Raw genomic sequence first — 22,212 nt, forward strand, 5'->3', positions numbered from 1 at the left:
TTAAAAATCCAAAATGATCAAATCAGCGTATCAGTGAAATAAGTTTAATCCTGAGTAAGACAACCTCCGCATGAAGCTTTGTGTACAATTTACACAAACGATTTATTTTCACTGCCTTGCTTTTAACAATGAAAATTGGTAACTTAGAAATGGTGGTTTTTCATTTATTTACTATTCTAAATATCTTGCCATGGGAAAGGTACGTAATATCCTGCAGGTAAAGGGTCATGCAGTATACTCCATAAATCCCGACAACACTGTTTTTGAAGCGCTTCAACTCCTTGTGGATCACAACGTGGGAGCATTGACAGTAGTTGATGAAGACGAACATTTTATGGGAATTTTCTCCGAACGTGATTACGCCCGCCGGGTTATCCTGAAGGGGCGTGCATCAAAGGAAACCCTGATCCGGGAAATCATGACGGAACGCCCAATTACGGTTACCGAAGATGATTCCATTGAAGATTGTATGGGATTGATGACAGATAAAAGGATCCGTCACCTCCCGGTAGTTGACCAGCAGAACAGGCTGATGGGTTTGATATCTATTGGTGACGTGGTAAAGTTTATTATTGACGACCAACAGCATATCATTACCAGTCTCGAATGCTATATTACGGGTACGCATACCTGAGTAGCGCATTTTAATCTTTTGTTTTATCATTGTATTTTTTGTAACTTCAGTTTCATATAGTCTTTACCGTATAGCAGCACTTGAAACGTTATGAAACCGGATCCATATCCGGTCTTCCCTCTTGATTTGGCGGTTTACAGACTAGCATTACCAATAATAGACATGTTCAGTAGATTGGAAAGCATACTACTGGTTTTAACTGATAGACAGGCATGACGGACTTTTAAGTAAATCGCTCGGGAGGGCGAACACTTTGAAAAGCGCTGTTTCTGACATCACCCCTATCTGGCCGTTTTTAGCATATGGTGCTATCGTTGTGATACTTATCAGTATCATACTGGGGCTCTCTTATGTACTGGGGCAGCGGCATAAAGACCGCGCCACCGGAGAGGCCTATGAGTCCGGCATCATCTCCACCGGCTCTGCACGATTACGGTTCCCTTCCCAGTTCTACCTGGTAGCGATGCTCTTCGTTATTTTCGACATTGAAACAGTATTAATCATATCCTGGGCAATTGCCTATGAAGAAGTTGGCTGGACCGGCTTCCTCGGCGTTGCCGTTTTTATCTTCATATTACTGGCTGTACTTATTTACGAATGGCGTAACGGCGCATTGGACTTCGGGCCCGATGGGAAAAAGATTTTACGCGCATATAAGAAAATGCGGAAGAAAACCTCCGCTCACGTTAATGGTTACACGGACATTAAGACTCCAACACCACAGGCACTGACGTAGCAACAGCATGTTGATTTTATGACTTCAAGGTAAATCAACTTTTATATGAAATGGTGGCTGACCAACGCAAATGATGTAACGGGTAAGATATCCGGCAATACTTCTATGGAAGAAGTGATACAGCAAAGTGTAATGCTCACTTCCGTGGAAAGCCTGCTGGCATGGGGACGGAAAAATTCGCTATGGCCCTTCCATTTCGGCCTTTCCTGTTGTTTTGTAGAAATGGCTACCGCTATGACCCCTAAGTATGATATGGCCCGGTTTGGTGCGGAAGTAATCAGAGGTACTCCCCGCGAAGCAGACGTCATGATCATCGCAGGCACCGTATTTATAAAAATGGCGCCCGTCATTCAACGTTTGTATGAGCAGATGATGGAGCCCCGCTGGGTAATATCCATGGGCTCCTGTGCTAATTCCGGCGGTATGTACGACATCTACAGCGTAGTACAGGGAGTAGATAAATTCCTGCCTGTAGATGTTTACGTACCCGGTTGTCCCCCACGCCCGGACGCATTTATGTCGGGACTCGTTATGCTGCGCGACAGCGTTGGTAAAGAGAAACGGCCACTCAGCTGGGTGATCGGCGAACAGGGCGTCATCAGGCCGGAAAAGATTTCCATGAAAGACACCCTCCGTGAGAAACGGCAACAAATGACAAATTTTAAAACACCCGATGAAATATAAAATACTTACTAACATCAATGGATATATGAAAGATTAAACCGGAAAAAGACCACAATTTTATCTTACCCCCATCTAAACTTAATACGCCATGCCAGAGCGCATTGCAGCGGAATTAAGCTCCCGTTTTGGTGATATCACCTTCGAACCTCAGGTTACACGGGATGGGACGCCCACCTTCTGGACGCCACAGGAGCATATTGTGGCCGTACTACAGTTTCTCAAATCTGAAATACAAATGCCTTATCGCATGCTCTATGACCTCACGGCCATTGATGAGCGTGCGTATAAACGGCAACAGAACGGGCATAAACCCTATGACTTTACCGTTGTTTACACACTTTTTTCCTTCGACAGAAACGAATTCCTGCGAATAAAAGCCGGTCTGCACGGCGAATACCCAACGCTGGAAAGCATCACCCCCATCTGGACGGCCGCCAACTGGTACGAACGCGAGGTATACGATATGTTCGGCATCCGGTTCAATGGTCACCCCTTACTCAAACGCATCCTCATGCCTTCCACCTGGGAGGGGCATCCGCTCCGGAAGGAGCACCCGGCACGCGCTACTGAAATGGGGCCCTTTAAGCTCTATGACGAGAAGCAGGACAGGGAGCAGGAGGCCCTGCGGTTTAAACCCGAAGAATGGGGCTTAAAAAGCCATAGCGAAGACGCTGACTTTATGTTCCTCAACATCGGTCCGCAACACCCGGGTACCCACGGCGTGTTGCGTATCATCCTCCAGCTCAACGGCGAAGATATTGTGGACGCCGTACCCGATATCGGGTTCCATCACCGTGGCGCGGAAAAGATGGGAGAACGGCAGTCCTGGCATACCTACATTCCTTACACAGATCGTATCGACTATCTCGGCGGCGTAAATAATAACCTCGCTTACCTGTTATCGGTGGAGCAGCTGGGCGGCATTGATGTGCCGCTGCGTGCGCAGGTGATCCGTATTATGCTCTGCGAACTGTTCCGCATTGCCAGTCACCTCGTATGGTACGGTACCTTTGCACAGGACCTGGGACAGCTATCGCCCGTGTTCTATATGTTCACCGACCGTGAACGCATCTTCGAAATCATTGAAGCCATTTGCGGCGGCCGTATGCATCCCAATTGGTTCCGTATTGGCGGTGTAGCCCAGGATCTGCCCAACGGCTGGGAGCCGCTGGTGAAAAACTTTATCAGCTATTTCCCCAAACAGCTGAAAGAGTACGACAGCATGGTCATGAAAAATTATCTCTTTAAAGCCCGTACCAAAGGTATCGGCATCTATACACTGGAAGAAGCCATTGAATGGGGCGTAACCGGCCCCGGACTCCGCGCCTGCGGCCTGGAGTGGGATATGCGCAAGAAGCGGCCATATGGTGGTTATGAGAATTTTGCTTTCGAGGTCCCGGTCGCACACAACGGAGATTGTTACGACCGCGCGGTAGTACGGGTGGAAGAAATGCGACAGAGCCTCCGCATTATTGAACAATGCGTGGCTTACATGCCGTCCGGCGATTACAAGTCGCACCACCCGCTGGCTACCCCTCCTGTAAAAGCACGCACCATGCAGGATATTGAAACGCTTATCCATCACTTCCTCAACGTAAGCTGGGGACCGGTAATACCCGCCGGGGAGGCTGCTGTTTGCACGGAAGCCACCAAAGGATGGAACAGTTATTACCTGATCAGCGATGGCAACACCGCCTCTTACCGCACCAGGGTACGAACGCCTTCTTTCCCGCACATGCAGATGATTCCGTTGATCAGCCGCGGATATACCGTGGCCGATCTGTTATCGATACTCGGAGGAATGGATTACGTACTCGCAGATATTGACAGATAATACAACAACATATGCTTTCTGCTATTGAAATAGAACAGATCACACATGAAATGCAGCAGGTGCCGGTAAAAAAAGCCGCCTGTATTGAAGCATTGAAAATTGTACAGGGGCAACGCCGCTGGGTATCTGATGAAAGCGTGGCAGACATTGCCGCTATACTGGAAATGAGCACCGCTGAAGTAGACAGCGTAGCTACTTTCTACAACCTCATCTTCCGGCGGCCGGTAGGCAGGCACGTGATCCTGTTATGCGATAGTATCAGCTGCTACGTGATGGGCTATACGGAGATTAAACAACAACTGATGGAACTGCTGCAGATTAAGTACGGACAAACCACACCGGATGAACGCTTTACACTGCTGCCTAACGCTTGTCTTGGTACCTGCGACCATGCGCCGGCAATGATGATAGACAACGACCTGTACAGGGATCTTACAACAGCTTCCCTTTCACAAATACTGGATCAATATTTATAAAGATGGAAAAACCGCTCACACAACATATACCCGCTTCCGGAGCGCCTCTTCACCTGAAGGAGTATGAAGCAGTGGGCGGCTATGCCGCATTACGCAAAGTGTTGCAGGAGCTCACCCCGGCGGAAGTAACAGGCAGGGTGAAAGACGCCAACCTCAAAGGTCGTGGCGGCGCAGGTTTCAGCACTGGTATGAAGTGGAGTTTTGTTCCCGCGGAAGTAACCGGTCCGCGTTACCTGATCTGTAACGCCGATGAAATGGAACCCGGCACCTTCAAAGACCGCTGGCTGCTGGAAGGGAACCCGCACCAGTTGCTCGAAGGAATGATTATTTCCGCTTATGCTATCCAGGCCACACAAGGTTTTGTATTTATGCGCTGGGCATATAAAGAAGCCGCGCGGATCATGAACCAGGCAATTGCGGATGCCTATGCCGCGGGATATCTCGGTAAAAATATACTCGGTAAAAATTACAGCCTGGAAATGCAATTGCATACCGGCGTAGGTAGATATATGTGCGGAGAGGAAACTGCATTGCTCAATTCGCTGGAAGGGAAACGCGCTATACCCCGCGCCAAACCGCCCTTTCCACAGGTAAGCGGATTGTTTGGTAAACCAACGATTGTAAACAACGTGGAAACGTTGTCTTATATACCGCATATCATCAGCAAGGGGGGCGACTGGTTCAAATCACTGAGTTATACCGCCGACGGGGGTACGAAAATATACGGTGTAAGTGGAAAAGTAAATAAGCCCGGTGCCTGGGAACTACCTATGGGCGTTACTATGCGGGAATTACTGGAGGAACATGCAGGTGGCATGAAAGCGGGATTCCGTTTTCGCGGTGCCTTGCCTGGTGGCGCTTCTACTGATTTCTTAACCGATGCCCACCTCGATGTGAAAATGGATTTCGCAGGAGTAGCTGCCGCGGGAAGCCGCCTGGGTACCGGCACTATGGTGATACTCGACGACCGCACCTGCCCGGTGGGGTTTGTACATAACCTGGAGCACTTCTTCGCACAGGAATCGTGTGGCTTCTGCACGCCCTGCCGCGAAGGACTGCCCTGGACGGAGAAGATACTATACGCACTGGAGCAGGGACAAGGAACTTACGCAGACCTGGAGCAACTGGAAATGCATACGAAGCTGTTAGGCCCCGGTAATACTTTCTGCGCGCTGGCGCCCGGTGCAATGGAACCGTTGCAAAGTGCACTGAAATATTTCCGGGAAGATTTTGAACAACACATCAAAGAAAAAAAATGTCCATATGCCGATCATACACATTGATAATAAACCTTACGAAGTAAAGGAGGGAAAGAACCTGCTTGAAGCTTGCCTGTCGCTGGGTTTGAACCTTCCTTACTTTTGCTGGCACCCCGCCCTGGGTGCGGTAGGCGCCTGCCGTCAATGCGCTGTTAAGGTGTTTAAAGATGAAGATGATAAGAAGGGAAAGATCATTATGTCGTGTATGGAGCCGGTAAAAGACCAGCTTCGTTTATCCATTGACGATACCGACGCCCGCAACTTCCGGGAGCATGTGATCGGCTGGCTGATGACCAATCACCCGCACGACTGCGCGGTATGTGATGAAGGCGGCTCCTGCCATTTGCAGGATATGACGGTGATGACAGGCCACTCTTACCGTGATTACCATTTTACAAAACGAACTTACAACAACCAATATCTCGGACCATTCCTGAATCATGAAATGAACCGTTGCATCCAGTGCTACCGTTGCGTGAGGTTTTATAAAGACTTTGCCGGTGGTAAGGACCTGGATGTTTTCGCCGCGCATAACCATGTATATTTTGGCCGGCAGGAAGAGGGTACACTGGAAAGCGAGTTTAGCGGCAATCTTGCCGAAATATGCCCTACCGGTGTGTTTACGGATAAAACCCTCAAGCAGCATTATACCCGTAAATGGGATCTGACCTCTGCTGCTTCCGTATGCCAGGGCTGCGGACTGGGCTGTAATATCATCGCCGGCGAGCGTTATGGCGCCGTGCGACAAATCACTAACCGGTTTAATGGCGCGGTAAATGGTTATTTCCTTTGCGACCGTGGCCGCTATGGCTACGAATTTGTGAACAGCGGACAACGGATCAAAACGCCGATGGTGCATCACGGCCCTGCAGATAAGGCCAATGGCATCCCGGTGTTGCAGCATGTACATCAACGGATGAAACCAGGGAAGACCATCGGCATAGGATCGCCGAGAGCTTCCCTGGAATCCAATGCCGTGCTGAAAGAACTGGTAGGGGAAGAAAACTTCTACCTGGGTGTGTCAGCAGCAGATCACGACCTGGTATCCCTTTCCCTCAAAATACTGCAACAGGGACCGGTGCGTAGCGCCTCCCTGCAGGAAGCGGCAGCGGCAGATGTGGTGCTTATCCTCGGTGAAGATGTCACCAATACGGCGCCGATGCTGGCCCTGTCGGTGCGGCAGGCGGTACGCCGTATCCCCGTAGAGGAGGTGATCAATCATATTCACATGCCCGCGTGGCAGGATGCCGCCGTACGGGAAGCCGTACAGGACAGCAAAGGCCCCCTCTATATTTTAAATGTCCAGGAAACCAAACTCGATGAACTTGCAAAAGGTGCTTATCACACGGCGCCGGACAATATTGCCCGTATAGGCTTTGGCGTTAGTCACCTGCTGAGCAGTAAAATGCCCGAAGTAAAAGGTATGTCGGAGCAGGGAAAAGCCATTGCTGCAGAAATAGCAGCGGTGCTGAAAACCGCTAAGAACCCGCTTATCATTGCAGGCTATGGCGGCGGCAGTGAAGCCATCATCAAAGCCGCCGCCAATGTGGCCTGGTCCCTGCGGGATCTTGGTATCGACGCCATGCTTACCTACACGGTGCCGGAATGCAATAGCGTAGGCCTTGAAATGCTGGGTGGCCACCGCCTGGATTCGGCGGTAGACCGTGCCTTGAATAGCGAAGTGGATACCGTGATCGTTTTGGAAAATGACCTGTACCGCCGGCTGAACCAGCACCGGGCAGAGCAGTTTTTTGAAAAGGTGAAAGATGTGATCCTGCTGGATCATCTTTATAATCCAACGGCGGAGAAAGCCACCATCATTTTACCGGCTGGCACCTTTGCTGAATCGGACGGTACGCTGGTGAATAATGAAGGCCGCGCCCAGCGCTTCTTCCAGGTGTTTGCACCCGACTCGGCAGTACAGGAAAGCTGGCGCTGGCTGTTGCAGATAGCCAGCATTAACGGGCATGCTACACTCTCCGGTTTGCAGCACTTCGATGAAGTAGTGAGTCACCTTGCACACGCATACGAAAAATTTGAAAGTATAGATCATCTTGCGCCGCATGCTGATTTCCGGATTGCCGGTCAGAAGGTACCGCGGGAACCACATCGCTTCAGCGGCCGTACCGCCATGCAGGCCAATGTAGATGTAAGCGAGCCCCGTCCGCCACAGGATACAGATACCGCGCTGTCCTTTACCATGGAAGGATACCGGGGAGAGCCGCCTTCTTCCATGATTCCTTTCTTCTGGTCGCCCGGATGGAACTCTGTGCAATCAGTAAACAAATTCCAGGTGGAAACAGGCGGACCGCTGCACGACGGCAACTCCGGCAAGAGATTGATTGAACCTCACGGGAACGGGCAAACGCCTTTTTATACGGAAGTACCGGAGCCTTTTCTGCCACTCAAAGAACATCTGTTATTGGTACCGCTCTATCATATTTTCGGATCAGAAGAATTGAGTGTGCATACACCGGGTATTGCGGAACGTATTCCGGCTCCCTACATTATGCTGCATAGTGAAGACGCAAAACGGTTGCAGGTAACCGCTGGATACCTGCTGCATTTCACGGATAACGGTCACCACTATACGTTACCGGTGATCATTAACGATACATTACAGGAAGGCGTTGCCGGAATACCTGTAGGCCTTCCAGGCATGCAGATTTCAGAGGCGCCGCAACTGATAAAAGTATAATGCTATGATAAACATTTGGTGGGTAATAGGAGGGGTGCTTTTTGCACTGTTAAATACGGCGGCCGGTCTCATTTGGGTGGAGCGCCGGATGCTGGCACTGTGGCAGGACCGTTACGGTCCCAACAGGGCAGGGCCCTTCGGACTGTTGGTGGTGCTGGCAGATACTATCAAGTTGTTTTTTAAGGAAGACTGGATTCCGCCATTTGCCGATAAAGTAGTGTTTGTATTTGCACCCGGTGTAGTGATGCTGAGTGTGCTCATGAGCTTTGTAGTGATACCTTTTGCACCAGGAATTGTGGTGGCAGATTTGAACATCGGCCTGTTGTTTTTCCTGGCCATGTCTTCATTGGGCGTATACAGTGTAGTGTTGGGCGGCTGGGCTTCCAATAACAAATACGCGTTGCTGGGTGCTATGCGCGGGGCTTCGCAGATGATCAGTTATGAGGTGTTTATGGGATTGGCGCTGATGGGCGTGGTGGTGCTGAGCGGCTCTTTTAATCTGGGTGAAATAGTGGAAGCCCAGCGGAAGGTGTGGTTTATTATCCCGCAGTTTATCGGCTTCCTCATTTTCCTGGTGGCGGGCGTAGCAGAAACACACCGTTTACCTTTCGATATCCCGGAGGCGGAGAGCGAGCTGGTAGCGGGTTTCCACTCAGAATATTCCGGGATGAAGTTCGGTATGTTCTTCATCGGTGAATACCTGGGCGTAACGCTGATCTCCGGCATGCTGGTAACGCTTTATTTTGGCGGCTGGCTTGGACCGGCTTTTCTACCACCGGTATTATGGTTTGTGATAAAAACGTTTGCCTTTATTATGCTGTTCATTTTGTTCCGGGCATCTATGCCGCGGCCGCGGTATGATCAGCTGATGGAGTATGGATGGAAGGTATTGTTTCCGTTATCGATTTTAAACCTGATGGTAACAGCTGCCATTAAGCTGTGGTTAAATACTTAAAACAAAAAACATGTTTAGTCTGGTAAGAAGTATGTGGCTGATATTCCTGCATATGTTCCACAAGCGGGAAACCTTTCAGTACCCGGAACAGCGGGCGCCGTTGCCGGCCCGATGGCGGGGCCGCATTGCGTTAACCCGCGATCCGGATGGAGGCGAACGATGTGTAGGTTGCTACCTGTGTGCCGCGGCCTGCCCGGTAGACTGCATCTCCCTTCAGGCAACGGAAGATGAATCGGGCAGAAGATACCCGGAATTTTTCCGGATCAATTTCTCCCGCTGTATTTTCTGTGGCTTCTGCGAAGAGGCTTGTCCTACCTACGCGATACAGTTATTGCCCGATTTTGAAATGGCAGAATATAACCGTCAGAACCTGGTATATGAAAAAGAGGATCTGCTCATTAACAGTGAAGGCAAGTATCCTGGTTATAACTATTACAATGTAGCCGGTATGGCCATTCGTGGAAAAGACAAAGGCGATGCGCAACACGAAGAACCACCGGTAGATATTAAAAGCCTGATACCATGATAGGAACTGCATTTTATATTGCTGCCTTGATTGCAGTGTTATCTACCGTGATGGTGATCACCCGGTATAATATTATGCATGCCTTGTTATATCTCGTAGTGTCTTTACTGGCGGTGGCTGTGGTGCTGTATCTCTATGGCGCGCCCTTTATGGCGGCATTGGAAGTGATTGTGTATGCGGGCGCCATTATGGTATTGCTGATCTTTTTTGTGATGATGCTGAACCTGGGAAAAGAGTCGGCCGCGCAGGAGCGGCTATGGCTGAAGCCACGCATCTGGATTTTCCCATCGCTGCTTTGTATCATCCTGCTTGGAGAGCTTGTTTTCCTGGTGCTACAGAACCGCCAGCCGGTATCCGGTATTCAGATTGTGAATCCGAAGGAGGTGGGCATTGCATTATTCGGGCCTTATATCCTGGCGGTAGAGCTTACGGGGATGTTGCTGATGGCGGGTATTGTAGGGGCTTACCACTTAGGGCGTCAGAAAGAGAAAACATTGCACCGGTTCCTTGAAAATAATCAATCATGATAGTACATCCTACCACAGCGGGCATGCTGCTTGCCGGCGTTTTATTTGTGCTGGGGCTGATCAGTATACTGGTTCGCCGCGACATTATTTTTATGTTGCTGTCGGTGGAAATAATGCTGAACGCAGCAGGACTGGCATTTGTAGTGGCTTCTTCCCACTGGGGTACAGCAGACGGACAGGTGATGTTCATCTTCATCCTGGCGATGGCGGCGGCAGAAGTATCGGTAGGACTGGCATTGATCTTACAGTTATATCATCAGCTCAAAACACTGGACAGCGACGAAGCAGCAAAAATGAACGGATAAAATATTCAATTGTATGTTTCCTGCACTCATACCGCTCATTCCTTTTATCAGCGCCTTCCTGCTCATGCTGGGCTGGAAGCGTTTCGACCGTATAGGCGTTACCGTAATCGGATGCGGCAGTATCGGATTGGCTGCAATAGTGGCTATTATCATCGCTATACAATTTGCCGCCAATGGTGAACAGGCTATTGTTCAGCATGCCGGCAACTGGCTGGAAGCCGGTGGATTTAAAACAGGTTTCGATTTCCGGATGGATGCGTTGTCGGTGGTATTTGTGCTGGTGATCACCATTGTGGGCTTCCTGATCCATGTATATGCATCCGGTTATATGCACGACGAGCCGGACTACGCCCGTTTTTTTGCTTGCATGAATTTATTTGTAGGCGCCATGCTTACGCTGGTGATGGCAGATAATTTATTGTTGTTATACTTTGGCTGGGAAGGGGTGGGCCTTTGCAGTTACCTGCTGATCGGGTTCTGGTATAAAGATCCTGCCAACGGGTATGCAGCGAGGAAAGCTTTTATTGTAACGCGCATAGGCGATACCGCGATGGCCATTGCTTTGTTTATGTTATTTCAGTATACCGGTACACTGAGTATTCCCGGCATACTGGAAAACAGTACACATCTCTGGTCTGTGAACGATACGGTGGTTACCACCATCGCTTTGCTGCTGTTGGGCGGCGCAGTGGGCAAGTCGGCCCAGCTGCCGTTGCAAACCTGGCTGCCCGATGCCATGGCGGGCCCTACGCCGGTGAGTGCGTTGATACATGCCGCCACCATGGTTACGGCAGGGGTTTATATCATTGCGCGTACGCATACTTTATTTGAACTGGCGCCCGCGGCGCAAACCACTACTGCCGTGATAGGCGCTATTACTTTGGTGCTGGCGGGTTTCAGCGCGCTGGTGCAAACGGATATTAAAAGGGTGCTGGCCTATTCCACGGTGAGCCAGATCGGGTATATGTTCCTGGCTTTGGGTTGTGGCGCGTGGTCGGCAGCGGTATTTCATTTTGTTACGCATGCTTTCTTCAAGGCGTTGTTGTTCATGGCCGCAGGCGCTATCATTGTAGCGCTGCATCACGAGCAGGACATGTTTAAGATGGGTGGATTGAAAAAGCAGTTGCGCGGCGTTTATTGGGTATTCCTGGTTGGTTGTGCTTCGCTGGCGGCCATTCCTTTTATAACAGCCGGCTTTTACAGTAAGGACCAGATCATTTGGTTGTCGTGGTCCGCTGCCGGCGGCCATGTGGGCTTCTGGCTGGCGGCGTTGCTGGGTGCGTTATTCACGGGTATGTATACTTTCCGCATGTTTTTCCTGGTATTTTATGGAGAAGAGAAAACGAAGGTGCATCACCGGCCGGGGAGCAGTATGATGATCCCGCTGTATATCCTGGCGGTATTATCCACGGTTGCCGGGTTTATAGAATTGCCACATACAATGGGGCATGTAACGTTATTCAGCAACTGGCTGCAACCGGTGTTGCCGGCGGTGACGGTACTGCATGAAAGTCTTTCTATGGAATGGACTTCGCAGGCCTTATCGGCCTTGCTGGCGCTGGGCGGCATCGGGCTGGCGTATGCCTGGGTAGTGAAGCATCCCAAAGGCATGTCTGATTTCCTGGAGATGCCTGCTATCATGTGGCTGCGTGGCTACTGGAGCAGGGGGTGGGACTTTGATGAATTATACAATGTGCTGCTGGTACGCCCTTTTGTGTACCTGTCGCGTATCAACAGAAGGGATCTGATAGACACGTTTTATACCGGGCTGGCGGCGTTTATGGAATGGTGTCATAACGTGCTCGCACGTACGCAGAGTGGTTTGCTGAGATGGTATATACTTGGCGTAGTGCTGGGTGCGGTGGCGATATTGTCGGTGCTGATCTGGCGGATATACATATAACCCGAACGATTAAACGAACAATTATGATATTGCTGGTATTGATATTGATCCTTTTTGGCGCGGCATTGTTGTCGTGGGTGGCAGGCGTGAGAAGCCACGCTGCCAGCCGGTGGATAGCCCTATGCAGCCTGCTGGTGAACCTCGGCATTATCGCAGGGGTATGGATGGAGCATAGAGGTAGCAATACCCGTTGGTGGTACCAGTTCCGGATGGATTGGGTGCCGCATTTCGGTATCAGCCTGCACCTGGCGATGGACGGTTTAAGCATGCTGATGCTGGCGCTGACATTTTTCCTTGGGGCGCTGGCGGTATTAATTTCCTGGAAGGAAATCCAAACGCGGGTAGGGTTCTTTCACTTTAACCTGTTGTTTGTGCTTTGTGGTATCACAGGTGTTTTCCTGACAATGGATCTTTTTCTGTTTTATTTTTTCTGGGAGATGATGCTGATCCCCATGTACTTCCTGATTGGTATCTGGGGACATGAACACCGGGAGTATGCGGCCAACAAGTTTTTCCTGTTCACACAGGCGGGGGGCTTGCTGATGCTGCTGGCAATACTCGGTCTTTACTTTGTGCATAAAGCTAACACTAATGTATATACGTTTAATTATTTTGAGCTGTTGAACACCCCTATGACGCCTTCTATGGAACGCTGGCTGATGCTGGGTTTCCTGGTTGCCTTCCTCGTCAAACTACCGGCAGTGCCTTTTCACACCTGGTTGCCGGATGCGCATACGGAAGCGCCTACTGCGGGCAGCGTAGTGCTGGCGGGGTTGTTACTGAAAACGGGCGCTTATGGTATCCTCCGGTTTGTGTTGCCGCTGTTTCCCACTGCCGCCGCAGACATAGCGCCGGTGGCCATGTTACTGGGCGTAATTGGTATCCTGTATGGGGGCATGCTGGCCTATGCACAAACGGATTTTAAAAGGTTGATTGCCTACACCAGCGTAAGCCATATGGGCTTTGTACTGCTGGGCGCCTTTGCCCTTAATGAAATTGCTTACCAGGGCGTAGTGATGCAAATGATCACACATGGCATTAGTACGGGTGCGTTATTTATTATTGCGGGCGCGTTGTATGAGCGCATACATACCCGCAACCTCCGGCAAATGGGCGGGCTTTGGCTGCGGCTTCCCATGATGGGCAGCGCTGCCATGATTTTTGTGATGGCCTCTCTCGGGTTGCCGGGATTGGGCAATTTCGTAGCGGAATTCCTGGTGCTGCTGGGAAGCTGGCAGGCCAATCATGTGCTCACCATCCTGGCTACTATTGGCCTGGTGGTGGCAACGGCGTATTCGCTGCGCATTATGCAGAAAGTTTTCTTCGGTCCGTGCGACCGGCAATATGCCATGCCCGATCTGAACGGGCGTGAGCTGGTGATCATAATAGCATTGGTAATAGTGATATGCTGGCTGGGCTTCCATCCGCAACCGGTATTGAATACTTCCCAAAACATTGACTATGTCGTTCGCTGATTTTTTAAGTCTGGGGCCGCTGATTACCCTATGTGCTGCGGCAGTGATAGCCATGTTGCTGGTAGCAGCCTGGCGTAATCACCGCATCGTGTACAGCTTTTCCCTGCTTGCTTTTGGTATGGCGATGGCGGCGGTGATTCCTGCCATTAAGTATATTCCTCATCCCGTGCCACCGCTGCTGGTGATCGATGAGTTTTCACTCTTTAATTCCGGGTTGATCCTCGTATCGGGGTTTATTATCCTGTTGTTGTCATTTAATTATTTTGAAGAAAGGGAAGAGCGGAAGGAAGAATATTACATTCTCCTGATCCTCGCTACTATCGGTGCTTTGGTGCTGGTGGTAAGCCGCCATTTTATGTCGCTGTTCCTCGGATTGGAAATACTAAGCATCAGTTTATACGGATTAATTGCGTATCTGCGTGCCCGTGAGCGGTCTGATGAAGCGGGGATTAAATACCTGATGCTGGCGGCGTTGTCGTCTGCTTTCCTGCTGTTCGGAATGGCACTGGTGTATGCGTTTACCGGCCATATGGATTTCCCGGGAATAGGCGCAGCCTTACGCGAGGCGGGTTATTTGCCGGTGAGTGTGATGGCAGGTTTTGGGTTGATGCTGATAGGAGTGGGTTTTAAACTGGGGATTGTCCCTTTTCATATGTGGGCGCCGGATATTTATGAGGGCGCGCCGTTGCCGGTGGCAGCGTTTATTGCCACGGTTTCCAAGGGAGCCATGCTGGTGTTGCTGATCCGCTTTTACCAGGACATTCACGGTAACGACTACCCGATGTTGTGGTGGATAGTAGCTATTATCGCGGTAGCGTCTATGTTTGCGGGCAACTGGCTGGCACTCACACAACAGAATATCAAACGTATCCTCGCCTATTCTTCCATCGCGCATATGGGTTACATCCTGGTTGCTTTTTTATCGGGTGTGCAAACGGGGCTGGAGGCGCTGGCATTTTATCTGGTAGCTTATTTTATTACAAGCATCGGCGCCTTTGGGGTGGTGATTGTAATGTCGAGCAGTTCGCAGGATGCGGAAACGATTGCTGATTACAGGGGGCTGTTCTGGCGTTATCCCTGGGTGGCCACCGTATTTACGGCGATGCTGTTATCGCTGGCGGGCATTCCGCTTACCGCCGGTTTTATCGGTAAGTTTTATGTGGTGCTGGCCGGCGTGGACGGGCACCAGTGGTTCCTGTTGTTTATGCTGGTGATTAACAGCGTGATCGGGTTGTATTATTATATCCGGCTGGTGGCGGCTATGTTTGCAGTGCCTGCAAAAGGGCAACAAACAACGGTGATACCGGCCCTGCCCATGGCCGGTAATATTACCCTGGTGATTTTAACCATACTGTTAATAGGGCTGGGTGTATATCCTACTGCTATGATGGCGCTGATTCAGCAAATGATGCGTATCCTGGTTTAACCCGCACGGTTCTGTTCATCGCTGGTACCCGTTTTTCTTTCACGGGCCGCTTTAATGGTGGCACTGCCAAATTTATAGCTGAAAGAAAGGTTCACCGTCCGGAACTGCCAAGTATTGAAGATGCTCATGTTCAGGTTGGCAAATTCTGCGGCCCCGCGATAGCTTTCATTCCGCAGGATATTGTTATAGCTCAGTTTTACGGTGGCATTTTTATTCAGGAACATTTTCTGAACGCCCAGGTTCAGGTTATACTGTGCATAGCCCCTGAAAATACCAAAAATAAAAGGCGAGTTATAGTAGCCCATTACTTCTACCTTAAAATCTTTCGGAAGAGTAATAGTATTCGTGCTGCTGATATAATAATTGAAGTTATACCGGTAATAAGGGTCATTCGTTACGGGATCTTCAAAACGGTATTTGTTATAGGATAAATCTGCGTTGTTGTCGCTGGTCCACCATTTTGTAAACTGGAAAGGCAGCGTAAACAGGATGCTATAGATGTCTGTTTTATCATAGTTGCGTTCCGTGCTGATGGAGGCTTTGGTACTGTCGTCCTGCGTAATGAATTCTTCCATCATATCTTTAATCCGGCTGTAGCGGAAAGTGGCGATGTATTTGTCTTTGAACGTATAGGCAACTTCTGCGATGTTGCTGTACTGCGGCCGCAGGTAAGGATTTCCGCGGAAGTAGGTATACTTGTCCAGGTAAAACATAAATGGATTCAGCTGACCGTATTGCGGTCTTTCTATCCTGCGCGACATGGCCAGGCTCAGCTTATTTTTATCATTCAGTTTTTGCTCCACGTTGATGTTTGGAAAGAAGTCCACATAAGAGCGTTTCACATTTGTTCCGGTTGTGAAAGAAGTCCCGGTAGATTCGGTGTTCTCTACCCTCAGCCCCAGCTGCAGATTCGTTTTATGTATTTGTTTTTTGTAGGTGGCGTATGCGGCATAAATATTTTCCTGGTAGTTAAAGCGGTCGCTTAACCCGGGGGAAGGTTTATAGCCACCATGAGACAAAGAGTCGAACTGCAACACATTGGTGGTGGTAACGAAGCTGGTTTTAGCGCCGGCTTCCAGTTTGCCTTCCTTGCCGAGCGGCCAGCTCACATCTGCTTTCAGGCTTTTGATAATTACCTGTGTGCCTCCTGTGGTGCGGATGCTGTTGGGGTTGCGGTTCAACTGTGTTTTGGCGTCATACAGGCTGTCGTTCAGCTGCATAAAGCGGTGGTTGTTGAACTGTGCATAGTCTGCATCAAAACTGATTTCCCTTCCGCCGGCAGTATCCAGGATTAGTTTATAGTTGAGGTTAAGCGCAATGTTATCGAACTTGTTATTGTTGGTGGTAAGGGAGTTCACGGTAGAATCTGCCGGCATATGAACCCGGCCAAGGTCGGCATTGCTGTAAATCTGGTTACTGAAGGCGTTTTTATAGCCGTTGGCCAGTACGCCGATGGTTTGTTTATCAGTGATAAAGTAATCCATTCCTATTTTCAGGTAGTTATTTTTAAAGCGGTTACGCTGAAATATATTCTGCTGAAGATAGGTGGAGCTGCCATCGTTTTCCTTTACGTTCCGGCTGTATACGCGGGTAACCTGGCGGGGATAGTCGCCCTGGTCGAAATTACCGAACAGGTTGAATTTTTCCGTTCTCCAGTTAACATTACCGGAAATACCATAGCGGCCGTATCTCGACTGGGTAAGGGTAGCATTCACGTTACCATTGATCCCGGTCATTTTTCCTTTTTTAGTTTTTATGTTGATGATACCGCCGTTACCGGAGGCATCGTATTTGGCAGAAGGACTGGTTAATATTTCAATGGAAGCAATGCTTTCCCCGGGTGTTGTTTTCAGGAGATTGGTTAATTGTTCGCCACTGAGGTAGGTCAGTTTGCCATCGATCATTACCGTAACGCTTTGCCCTTTCAGGGTTACGTTTTCGTTGTTATCCACCTGTACTCCCGGTGCGCGGCGGAGCAGGTCCAGCGCGGTATTGCCGGCGGCGCTCACGCTGTTCTCGATGTTCATGACTGTTTTCCCGGCAGAACTTTCAATAAAAGGTTTCTGAGCGGTTACATTCACGGCCTGGAGATTTTTGCCTAAAGTGTTCAGGCGGATGGTATCCAGGGTAATGTTTTTATGAGCGGCGTTGAGTTGAAATGTTTTGCTGTAGGTGGTGTTGTATCCCATCTGGGAAGCCTGGATGAAATAATGGCCAAAGGTTATTTTTTCAAAGGCGCAACTGCCGTTGGTGGTGGTCAGTTCTCCTTTTACGAGGGAAGAATCTTTGATATTCCTCACCATTACGCTGGTAAAGGGGAGCGGCTTGCCTTCATGGTCTGTAATTGTCAGTGTAATTTTTCCTGTGGAATTGGATTGTTGTGCCAGGGTAGCGTGCACACCGATAAAAAGCATTCCCAGGGCTACGATGATTGTTCTCATACTATCGTTTCCGTTGTAAATTTTCTCAAAAGCTAATACCAAAAAAGGGGGTCATTATTTCCTGCTGCAGTTCTCCTGGTAGTATTGAAGCGCCGATCTTAAAACATCCTGTATTTTGCCGAGGGGCATCTCTGTTGTTTTATTCATCACACACGACGATGGGGTTGTGGGACAGGCAGGTGTTTCCCTGAAATATCCCAGGGTGATCAGGTAAATAGGCAATTCATCCGGGTTGCTGGCGGAAAGGTAGCCACGGTTGACCATTTTCCCTCCGCATGCTATGATCAGCATCACCACGGTACTCAGGCTTAAAACGATAGCAACTTTTTTCATACCACATTTTTACTAAAGACGAACGGGTACGAAAAAAGTTGCACGAAGGGTGATAATATTTTTACTGGATAAATTTATCTTTTCCAGAGACGCTGTATGGTGGCGGTTGAACGTTGTTCTAAAAGTATGGTGTGGCCATCGCTGAGTTCTTCCAGGAGGCCGGTTTGGTAATAACGAACGGTAAGCAGCTCCAGTCCTTCGTTGTAAACGATTTTAAACTGCTCGTGGAGCGTTTTGATCAGGAGTTCTATCTTCTCCGGGTTATTATCTATACAGCAGGAGAAATTGATGGCTCCGTTCTGCATCAGGTTAATTTTCACCTTCAGCCCGTGGAAGATCTCATAGATGTCGCTGATCTTATCTTCTGTGATAAAGGAGTAGTCTTTGGAGGTAATATTCAGCAACACCTGGTTCTTTTTCAGCACAATGATAGGGGGCAGCTGTTTTACATCTGCGGTTTCCTTGATGACGGTGCCGGGCAGGTTTTTATCCAGGAAGCATTTCACCAGCAGGGGGATCTGTTTGTTCTGCAGTGGTTTAATGGTTTTCGGGTGGATCACCTGGGCGCCATAGTAGGCCATTTCTATCACTTCACTGTAGCTGATCTCCGGTATATTCACGGTGTTGGGGAACAGTTTGGGATCGGCATTTTTCAATCCTTCCACATCTTTCCAGATGGTTTGGCTTTCGGCATCGAGCATATTGGCGAAAACGGCGGCGGAGTAATCGCTGCCTTCCCGGCCCAGGGTAACGCTTTCGTTCTGGTCGGTGCTGCCAATAAAGCCTTGTGTAATCACAATATTGGTGTTGTTGAACAGGGGAACCACTTTTTCGGTTACCTGCCGCTGGGTATAGATCCAGTCGATATTGGCGTCGCGGAAGTTGTCGTCTGTACGGAAAATATCTCTTACATCCAGCCAGGTATTGTGGATACCCACGCTGTTAAAGAAGGCGCTTACAATAGAGGTGCTGAGCAGTTCACCCAGGCTCACCAGCTGATCGTAATAGTAATCATAGGTGCGCAGGGGTTTTTCGCCAAGTGTCCATTCGGCTTCGGTGAAAAATTGCTGCAGTTGGATAAATAATGGATGATCCTTTGTTCCCAGCAAGGCTTCGGCTACATTCACATGTTGCTCCTCGATGTTAAAGAGAAGCTGCGCGGCAATTTCCCGTTTGCGCAGGAAAAAGTTTTGCGCTACCTTCTCCAGCTCATTGGTTGTTTTAGCCATGGCAGAAATAACAATGAGGAGTTTTTCGTCCGGAAATGACTGTACAATCTGAGCCACCTGCCGGATACGTTCAACACTTTCTAAACTTGCGCCACCAAACTTGAAAACCTTCATATGATAGTTTATCTTCTTTTAAAAAATTATTCGGCAAAGTAAGACAAGTTTAGAATTGTTTTAAAATCTGTTTGCAGATAAATGACAGTTCCGTTAAAATAGTTTCAATTGACTAAATTCGCCCATACAACCTAACGTTATGAATCTTAAGCAAAAAGTAATGACACTGGATGAATTTACTATCCAGGAGTTACGGAATTACCCGGGAGCCACCGGTCAGTTATCCGGTTTACTGCGTGATATCGGCCTCGCTGCTAAAAGGGTAAATGTGGAAGTAAACAAAGCCGGTATTGCCGACATCCTGGGAGAAGCCGGCCGGACCAACGTGCAGGGCGAATCAGTAAAGAAGCTCGATGAATTTGCCAATGAGCAGTTCATTGATTCACTGGAAACCAGTATTTACTGCTGTGGCGTGGCTTCAGAAGAAAATGAAAACTTTATTCCTTTTCATGATGAGCATTCCAAAAAATCGAAATACGTGGTGTTATTGGATCCCCTGGATGGTTCCAGCAACATAGATGTGAATGTATCTATCGGTACCATTTTCTCGGTGTACCGCCGGCTTACGCCGGAGGGCTCTGAATGTGAACTGGAGGATTTCCTGCAGCCGGGCACCAAGCAGATTGCTGCGGGGTATATTATTTATGGCTCCTCTACCATGATGGTATATGCTACCCGTCGCAGCGTGCAGGGCTTCACCCTGGACCCGTCTATCGGGGAGTTCTGCCTGTCGCACCCCAACCTGAAATGTCCGCCCGACAGCGATATTTTCTCCGTTAATGTGGGTTATTACCACTTATACGAGCAGAGAATCCGTAAATCGATCGATCATTTTATGGCGAGGAATGAAAACGACCGTATTTACCGCCACCGGTTTGTGGGCTGTATGGTGGCTGAAATACACCGTACCCTTATCCAGGGCGGTATTTTCATGTACCCGGCTTTTGGTAAGTACCCGGCTGGCCGTTTAAGGCTTTGTTATGAGTGCAATCCCATGTCGTTTATCATGGAAAAGGCGGGCGGCGTGGCCATGGCCAATGGTAAACAGCGGCTCCTGGAGCTGAAACCGGTACAGTTGCACCAGCGGATGGCCATCTTTATAGGGTCCAAAACAATGATGGATACCTGGCAGCGGATCATGAACGAGTAGGCTTAAAAAAATATTACAAAAAACGGTGTATAGCGGATACAAAATGTCCATTATACACCGTTTTTAATTTCTGGCACCCGGCTTGCTAAACCTGGCCTGGTTTTAATAGTCATATTAGTACTCTTTATTCATTTTTAATAATTAACCACTTTATTTCTATGTCGATTTTGAAGAACCAGCGGATCATTGCATTATTAGTCGCCCTGTTGGCCGTTTTCCAGGTTAGCGCGTGTTCACGTGCCACCCATGCGGCAGACAGCAGTAATGCAGGTGCCAGCATGGATGACCAGATTCTTTACTACACCAACAAGTTCCGCCAGTCCAAAGGCCTGAAGCCTTTACAGCTGGATGCCACCATCAGCCAGCAGGCCCGCCGCCACAGCCGGGATATGGCCAACGGCAGCACCGGTTTTGGTCATGAGGGATTTGAAGAACGCGTAGCCAACGTATCCAAAAAGATGGGCCGCGTAGCCAGCGCCGCTGAAAACGTAGCCTATGGCACCCTCGACGCCGAAGCCGTGGTAAATGGATGGATCAAGAGCCCGGGGCACCGCAAAAATATGTTGGGCGATTATACGCTCATTGGTATCGGCACCGCCGATAAGGGGAGGATTACCTTCTTTACGCAGGTGTTTATCAAGCAGTAATTGAAACGAAGGGGACGGCCGGTGGCTGTCCCCTTCGTTCAGAGGCTCTTTTTTTTCGCATTCTTTCTGTAATTTGGCCCCATGGAAAAGAAAAAGATCATTGAGGTAAGCAACCTGGTAAAAAAATACGGGGAGTTTACCGCGGTAAAAGGAATCAGCTTTGAGGTGTTTGAAGGAGAGATCTTTGGCCTGCTGGGCCCCAACGGCGCCGGTAAATCCACTACCCTGGAAATCATTGAAACCCTCCGGGAAAAAACAGCCGGCAAAGTGATGGTGGGAGGTTATGACCTCGACAAAGACCCCAACGATATTAAGAAGATCATCGGCGTACAGCTCCAGAGTTCCGGCTATTACCCCGGACTGAATCTCACAGAACTCATAGAAATGTTTGGCGGCCTTTATAACCAGCCCGTGGAGCCCATGAAGCTCCTGGGGATGTTTAACCTGGAAGATAAAGCCAAAGCAAAATTCAAGGAACTTTCCGGTGGCCAGAAACAACGGTTTTCCATTGCCACTACGCTCATCAATAAACCACAGATCATTTTCCTGGATGAACCTACTACCGGCCTGGATCCACAGGCCCGCCGCAACTTGTGGGAGCTGATCCAGCAGGTGCGGAGCCAGGGTACCACCGTGGTAATCACCACCCATTACATGGATGAAGCAGAATTCCTCTGCGACCGTTGCGCTATCGTCGACAGCGGTCTTATTATCGCTATCGACTCGCCCGATGCATTGATTGATAAACTGGTATCTTCCGGTTTTGAAAGAAAGAAAGAAGTGAAGAAAGCGAACCTGGAAGATGTATTCATTCATCTCACGGGGAAAGACTTACGCGAAGAATAAACTAACACCTAACG

At 49.3% G+C, this 22,212-nt stretch carries 20 protein-coding genes; 17 read left to right on the plus strand and 3 right to left on the minus strand.

Features of this window, described 5'->3' with window-relative positions; all coding sequences use genetic code 11:
* Nucleotides 1–190 precede the first annotated feature (190 nt).
* The 14 genes from AB6805_RS20705 (at nucleotide 191) to AB6805_RS20770 (ending at nucleotide 15,438) form a co-directional block, all read left to right on the plus strand.
* Nucleotides 191–634 carry a CBS domain-containing protein gene (locus AB6805_RS20705; protein ID WP_079468123.1) on the plus strand — a complete coding sequence of 148 codons (444 nt, stop codon included), beginning with the start codon at nucleotides 191–193 and terminating at the stop codon, nucleotides 632–634.
* Between the two features lie 253 nt (nucleotides 635–887).
* Entirely contained in the window at nucleotides 888–1,370 is a 483-nt protein-coding gene (locus AB6805_RS20710) for an NADH-quinone oxidoreductase subunit A (RefSeq protein ID WP_370911346.1), read from the plus strand.
* Between the two features lie 45 nt (nucleotides 1,371–1,415).
* Nucleotides 1,416–2,054: an NADH-quinone oxidoreductase subunit B gene (locus AB6805_RS20715; RefSeq protein WP_370911347.1), complete on the plus strand. Its 639-nt coding sequence runs from the start codon at nucleotides 1,416–1,418 to the stop codon at nucleotides 2,052–2,054.
* An 88-nt stretch (nucleotides 2,055–2,142) separates the two neighbouring features.
* On the plus strand, nucleotides 2,143–3,888 hold the full coding sequence (nuoC, locus tag AB6805_RS20720) for an NADH-quinone oxidoreductase subunit C/D (RefSeq protein ID WP_370911348.1): 1,746 nt from the start codon (nucleotides 2,143–2,145) through the stop codon (nucleotides 3,886–3,888).
* Between the two features lie 11 nt (nucleotides 3,889–3,899).
* Nucleotides 3,900–4,364, plus strand: coding sequence for an NADH-quinone oxidoreductase subunit NuoE (gene nuoE, locus AB6805_RS20725; protein ID WP_370911349.1), 465 nt, complete (start codon nucleotides 3,900–3,902; stop codon nucleotides 4,362–4,364).
* 2 nt (nucleotides 4,365–4,366) lie between these two features.
* Nucleotides 4,367–5,647 carry an NADH-quinone oxidoreductase subunit NuoF gene (gene nuoF, locus AB6805_RS20730; RefSeq protein WP_370911350.1) on the plus strand — a complete coding sequence of 427 codons (1,281 nt, stop codon included), beginning with the start codon at nucleotides 4,367–4,369 and terminating at the stop codon, nucleotides 5,645–5,647.
* On the plus strand, nucleotides 5,628–8,321 hold the full coding sequence (gene nuoG / locus AB6805_RS20735; protein ID WP_370911351.1) for an NADH-quinone oxidoreductase subunit NuoG: 2,694 nt from the start codon (nucleotides 5,628–5,630) through the stop codon (nucleotides 8,319–8,321). Before nuoF ends, nuoG begins: the two co-directional genes overlap by 20 nt.
* Nucleotides 8,322–8,325: 4 nt before the next feature.
* The gene (nuoH, locus tag AB6805_RS20740; RefSeq protein ID WP_370911352.1) at nucleotides 8,326–9,276 is read left to right on the plus strand and encodes an NADH-quinone oxidoreductase subunit NuoH; all 951 of its coding nucleotides are present in this window, start codon (nucleotides 8,326–8,328) and stop codon (nucleotides 9,274–9,276) included.
* Between the two features lie 10 nt (nucleotides 9,277–9,286).
* Entirely contained in the window at nucleotides 9,287–9,802 is a 516-nt protein-coding gene (nuoI, locus tag AB6805_RS20745) for an NADH-quinone oxidoreductase subunit NuoI (protein WP_370911353.1), read from the plus strand.
* A complete protein-coding gene (gene nuoJ / locus AB6805_RS20750; protein WP_370911354.1) occupies nucleotides 9,799–10,329 on the plus strand; it encodes an NADH-quinone oxidoreductase subunit J in 531 nt (176 codons plus the stop codon). The genes nuoI and nuoJ overlap by 4 nt, the downstream gene beginning before the upstream one ends.
* Nucleotides 10,326–10,634 (plus strand): NADH-quinone oxidoreductase subunit NuoK, encoded by a 309-nt coding sequence (gene nuoK, locus AB6805_RS20755; RefSeq protein ID WP_079468113.1) that lies wholly within the window; start codon nucleotides 10,326–10,328, stop codon nucleotides 10,632–10,634. The genes nuoJ and nuoK overlap by 4 nt, the downstream gene beginning before the upstream one ends.
* Before the next feature lie 13 nt (nucleotides 10,635–10,647).
* Nucleotides 10,648–12,537 carry an NADH-quinone oxidoreductase subunit L gene (gene nuoL / locus AB6805_RS20760; protein WP_370911355.1) on the plus strand — a complete coding sequence of 630 codons (1,890 nt, stop codon included), beginning with the start codon at nucleotides 10,648–10,650 and terminating at the stop codon, nucleotides 12,535–12,537.
* Between the two features lie 23 nt (nucleotides 12,538–12,560).
* On the plus strand, nucleotides 12,561–14,012 hold the full coding sequence (gene nuoM / locus AB6805_RS20765; protein WP_370911356.1) for an NADH-quinone oxidoreductase subunit M: 1,452 nt from the start codon (nucleotides 12,561–12,563) through the stop codon (nucleotides 14,010–14,012).
* The gene (locus tag AB6805_RS20770; protein ID WP_370911357.1) at nucleotides 13,999–15,438 is read left to right on the plus strand and encodes an NADH-quinone oxidoreductase subunit N; all 1,440 of its coding nucleotides are present in this window, start codon (nucleotides 13,999–14,001) and stop codon (nucleotides 15,436–15,438) included. Before nuoM ends, AB6805_RS20770 begins: the two co-directional genes overlap by 14 nt.
* Here AB6805_RS20770 and AB6805_RS20775 read toward each other — a convergent pair.
* The 3 genes from AB6805_RS20775 to AB6805_RS20785 form a co-directional block, all read right to left on the minus strand.
* The gene (locus tag AB6805_RS20775) at nucleotides 15,435–17,879 is read right to left on the minus strand and encodes an outer membrane beta-barrel protein (protein ID WP_370911358.1); all 2,445 of its coding nucleotides are present in this window, start codon (nucleotides 17,877–17,879) and stop codon (nucleotides 15,435–15,437) included. The two genes, AB6805_RS20770 and AB6805_RS20775, sit on opposite strands and share 4 nt — an antisense overlap.
* Nucleotides 17,880–17,933: 54 nt before the next feature.
* On the minus strand, nucleotides 17,934–18,212 hold the full coding sequence (locus AB6805_RS20780) for a hypothetical protein (RefSeq protein WP_370911359.1): 279 nt from the start codon (nucleotides 18,210–18,212) through the stop codon (nucleotides 17,934–17,936).
* A gap of 74 nt (nucleotides 18,213–18,286) precedes the next feature.
* Nucleotides 18,287–19,555 (minus strand): aspartate kinase, encoded by a 1,269-nt coding sequence (locus AB6805_RS20785; RefSeq protein WP_370911360.1) that lies wholly within the window; start codon nucleotides 19,553–19,555, stop codon nucleotides 18,287–18,289.
* Between the two features lie 139 nt (nucleotides 19,556–19,694).
* Between AB6805_RS20785 and fbp the strand changes: the two genes are divergently transcribed.
* From fbp to AB6805_RS20800, 3 genes are all read left to right on the plus strand, one after another.
* Nucleotides 19,695–20,705 carry a class 1 fructose-bisphosphatase gene (fbp, locus tag AB6805_RS20790; protein WP_370911361.1) on the plus strand — a complete coding sequence of 337 codons (1,011 nt, stop codon included), beginning with the start codon at nucleotides 19,695–19,697 and terminating at the stop codon, nucleotides 20,703–20,705.
* 158 nt (nucleotides 20,706–20,863) lie between these two features.
* A complete protein-coding gene (locus AB6805_RS20795; protein ID WP_200817195.1) occupies nucleotides 20,864–21,352 on the plus strand; it encodes a CAP domain-containing protein in 489 nt (162 codons plus the stop codon).
* Nucleotides 21,353–21,433: 81 nt separating this feature from the next.
* Nucleotides 21,434–22,198, plus strand: coding sequence for an ABC transporter ATP-binding protein (locus AB6805_RS20800; protein WP_079468105.1), 765 nt, complete (start codon nucleotides 21,434–21,436; stop codon nucleotides 22,196–22,198).
* Nucleotides 22,199–22,212 lie beyond the last annotated feature (14 nt).

Source organism: Chitinophaga sp. RCC_12, from assembly GCF_041360695.1.
GTDB lineage: Bacteria > Bacteroidota > Bacteroidia > Chitinophagales > Chitinophagaceae > Chitinophaga.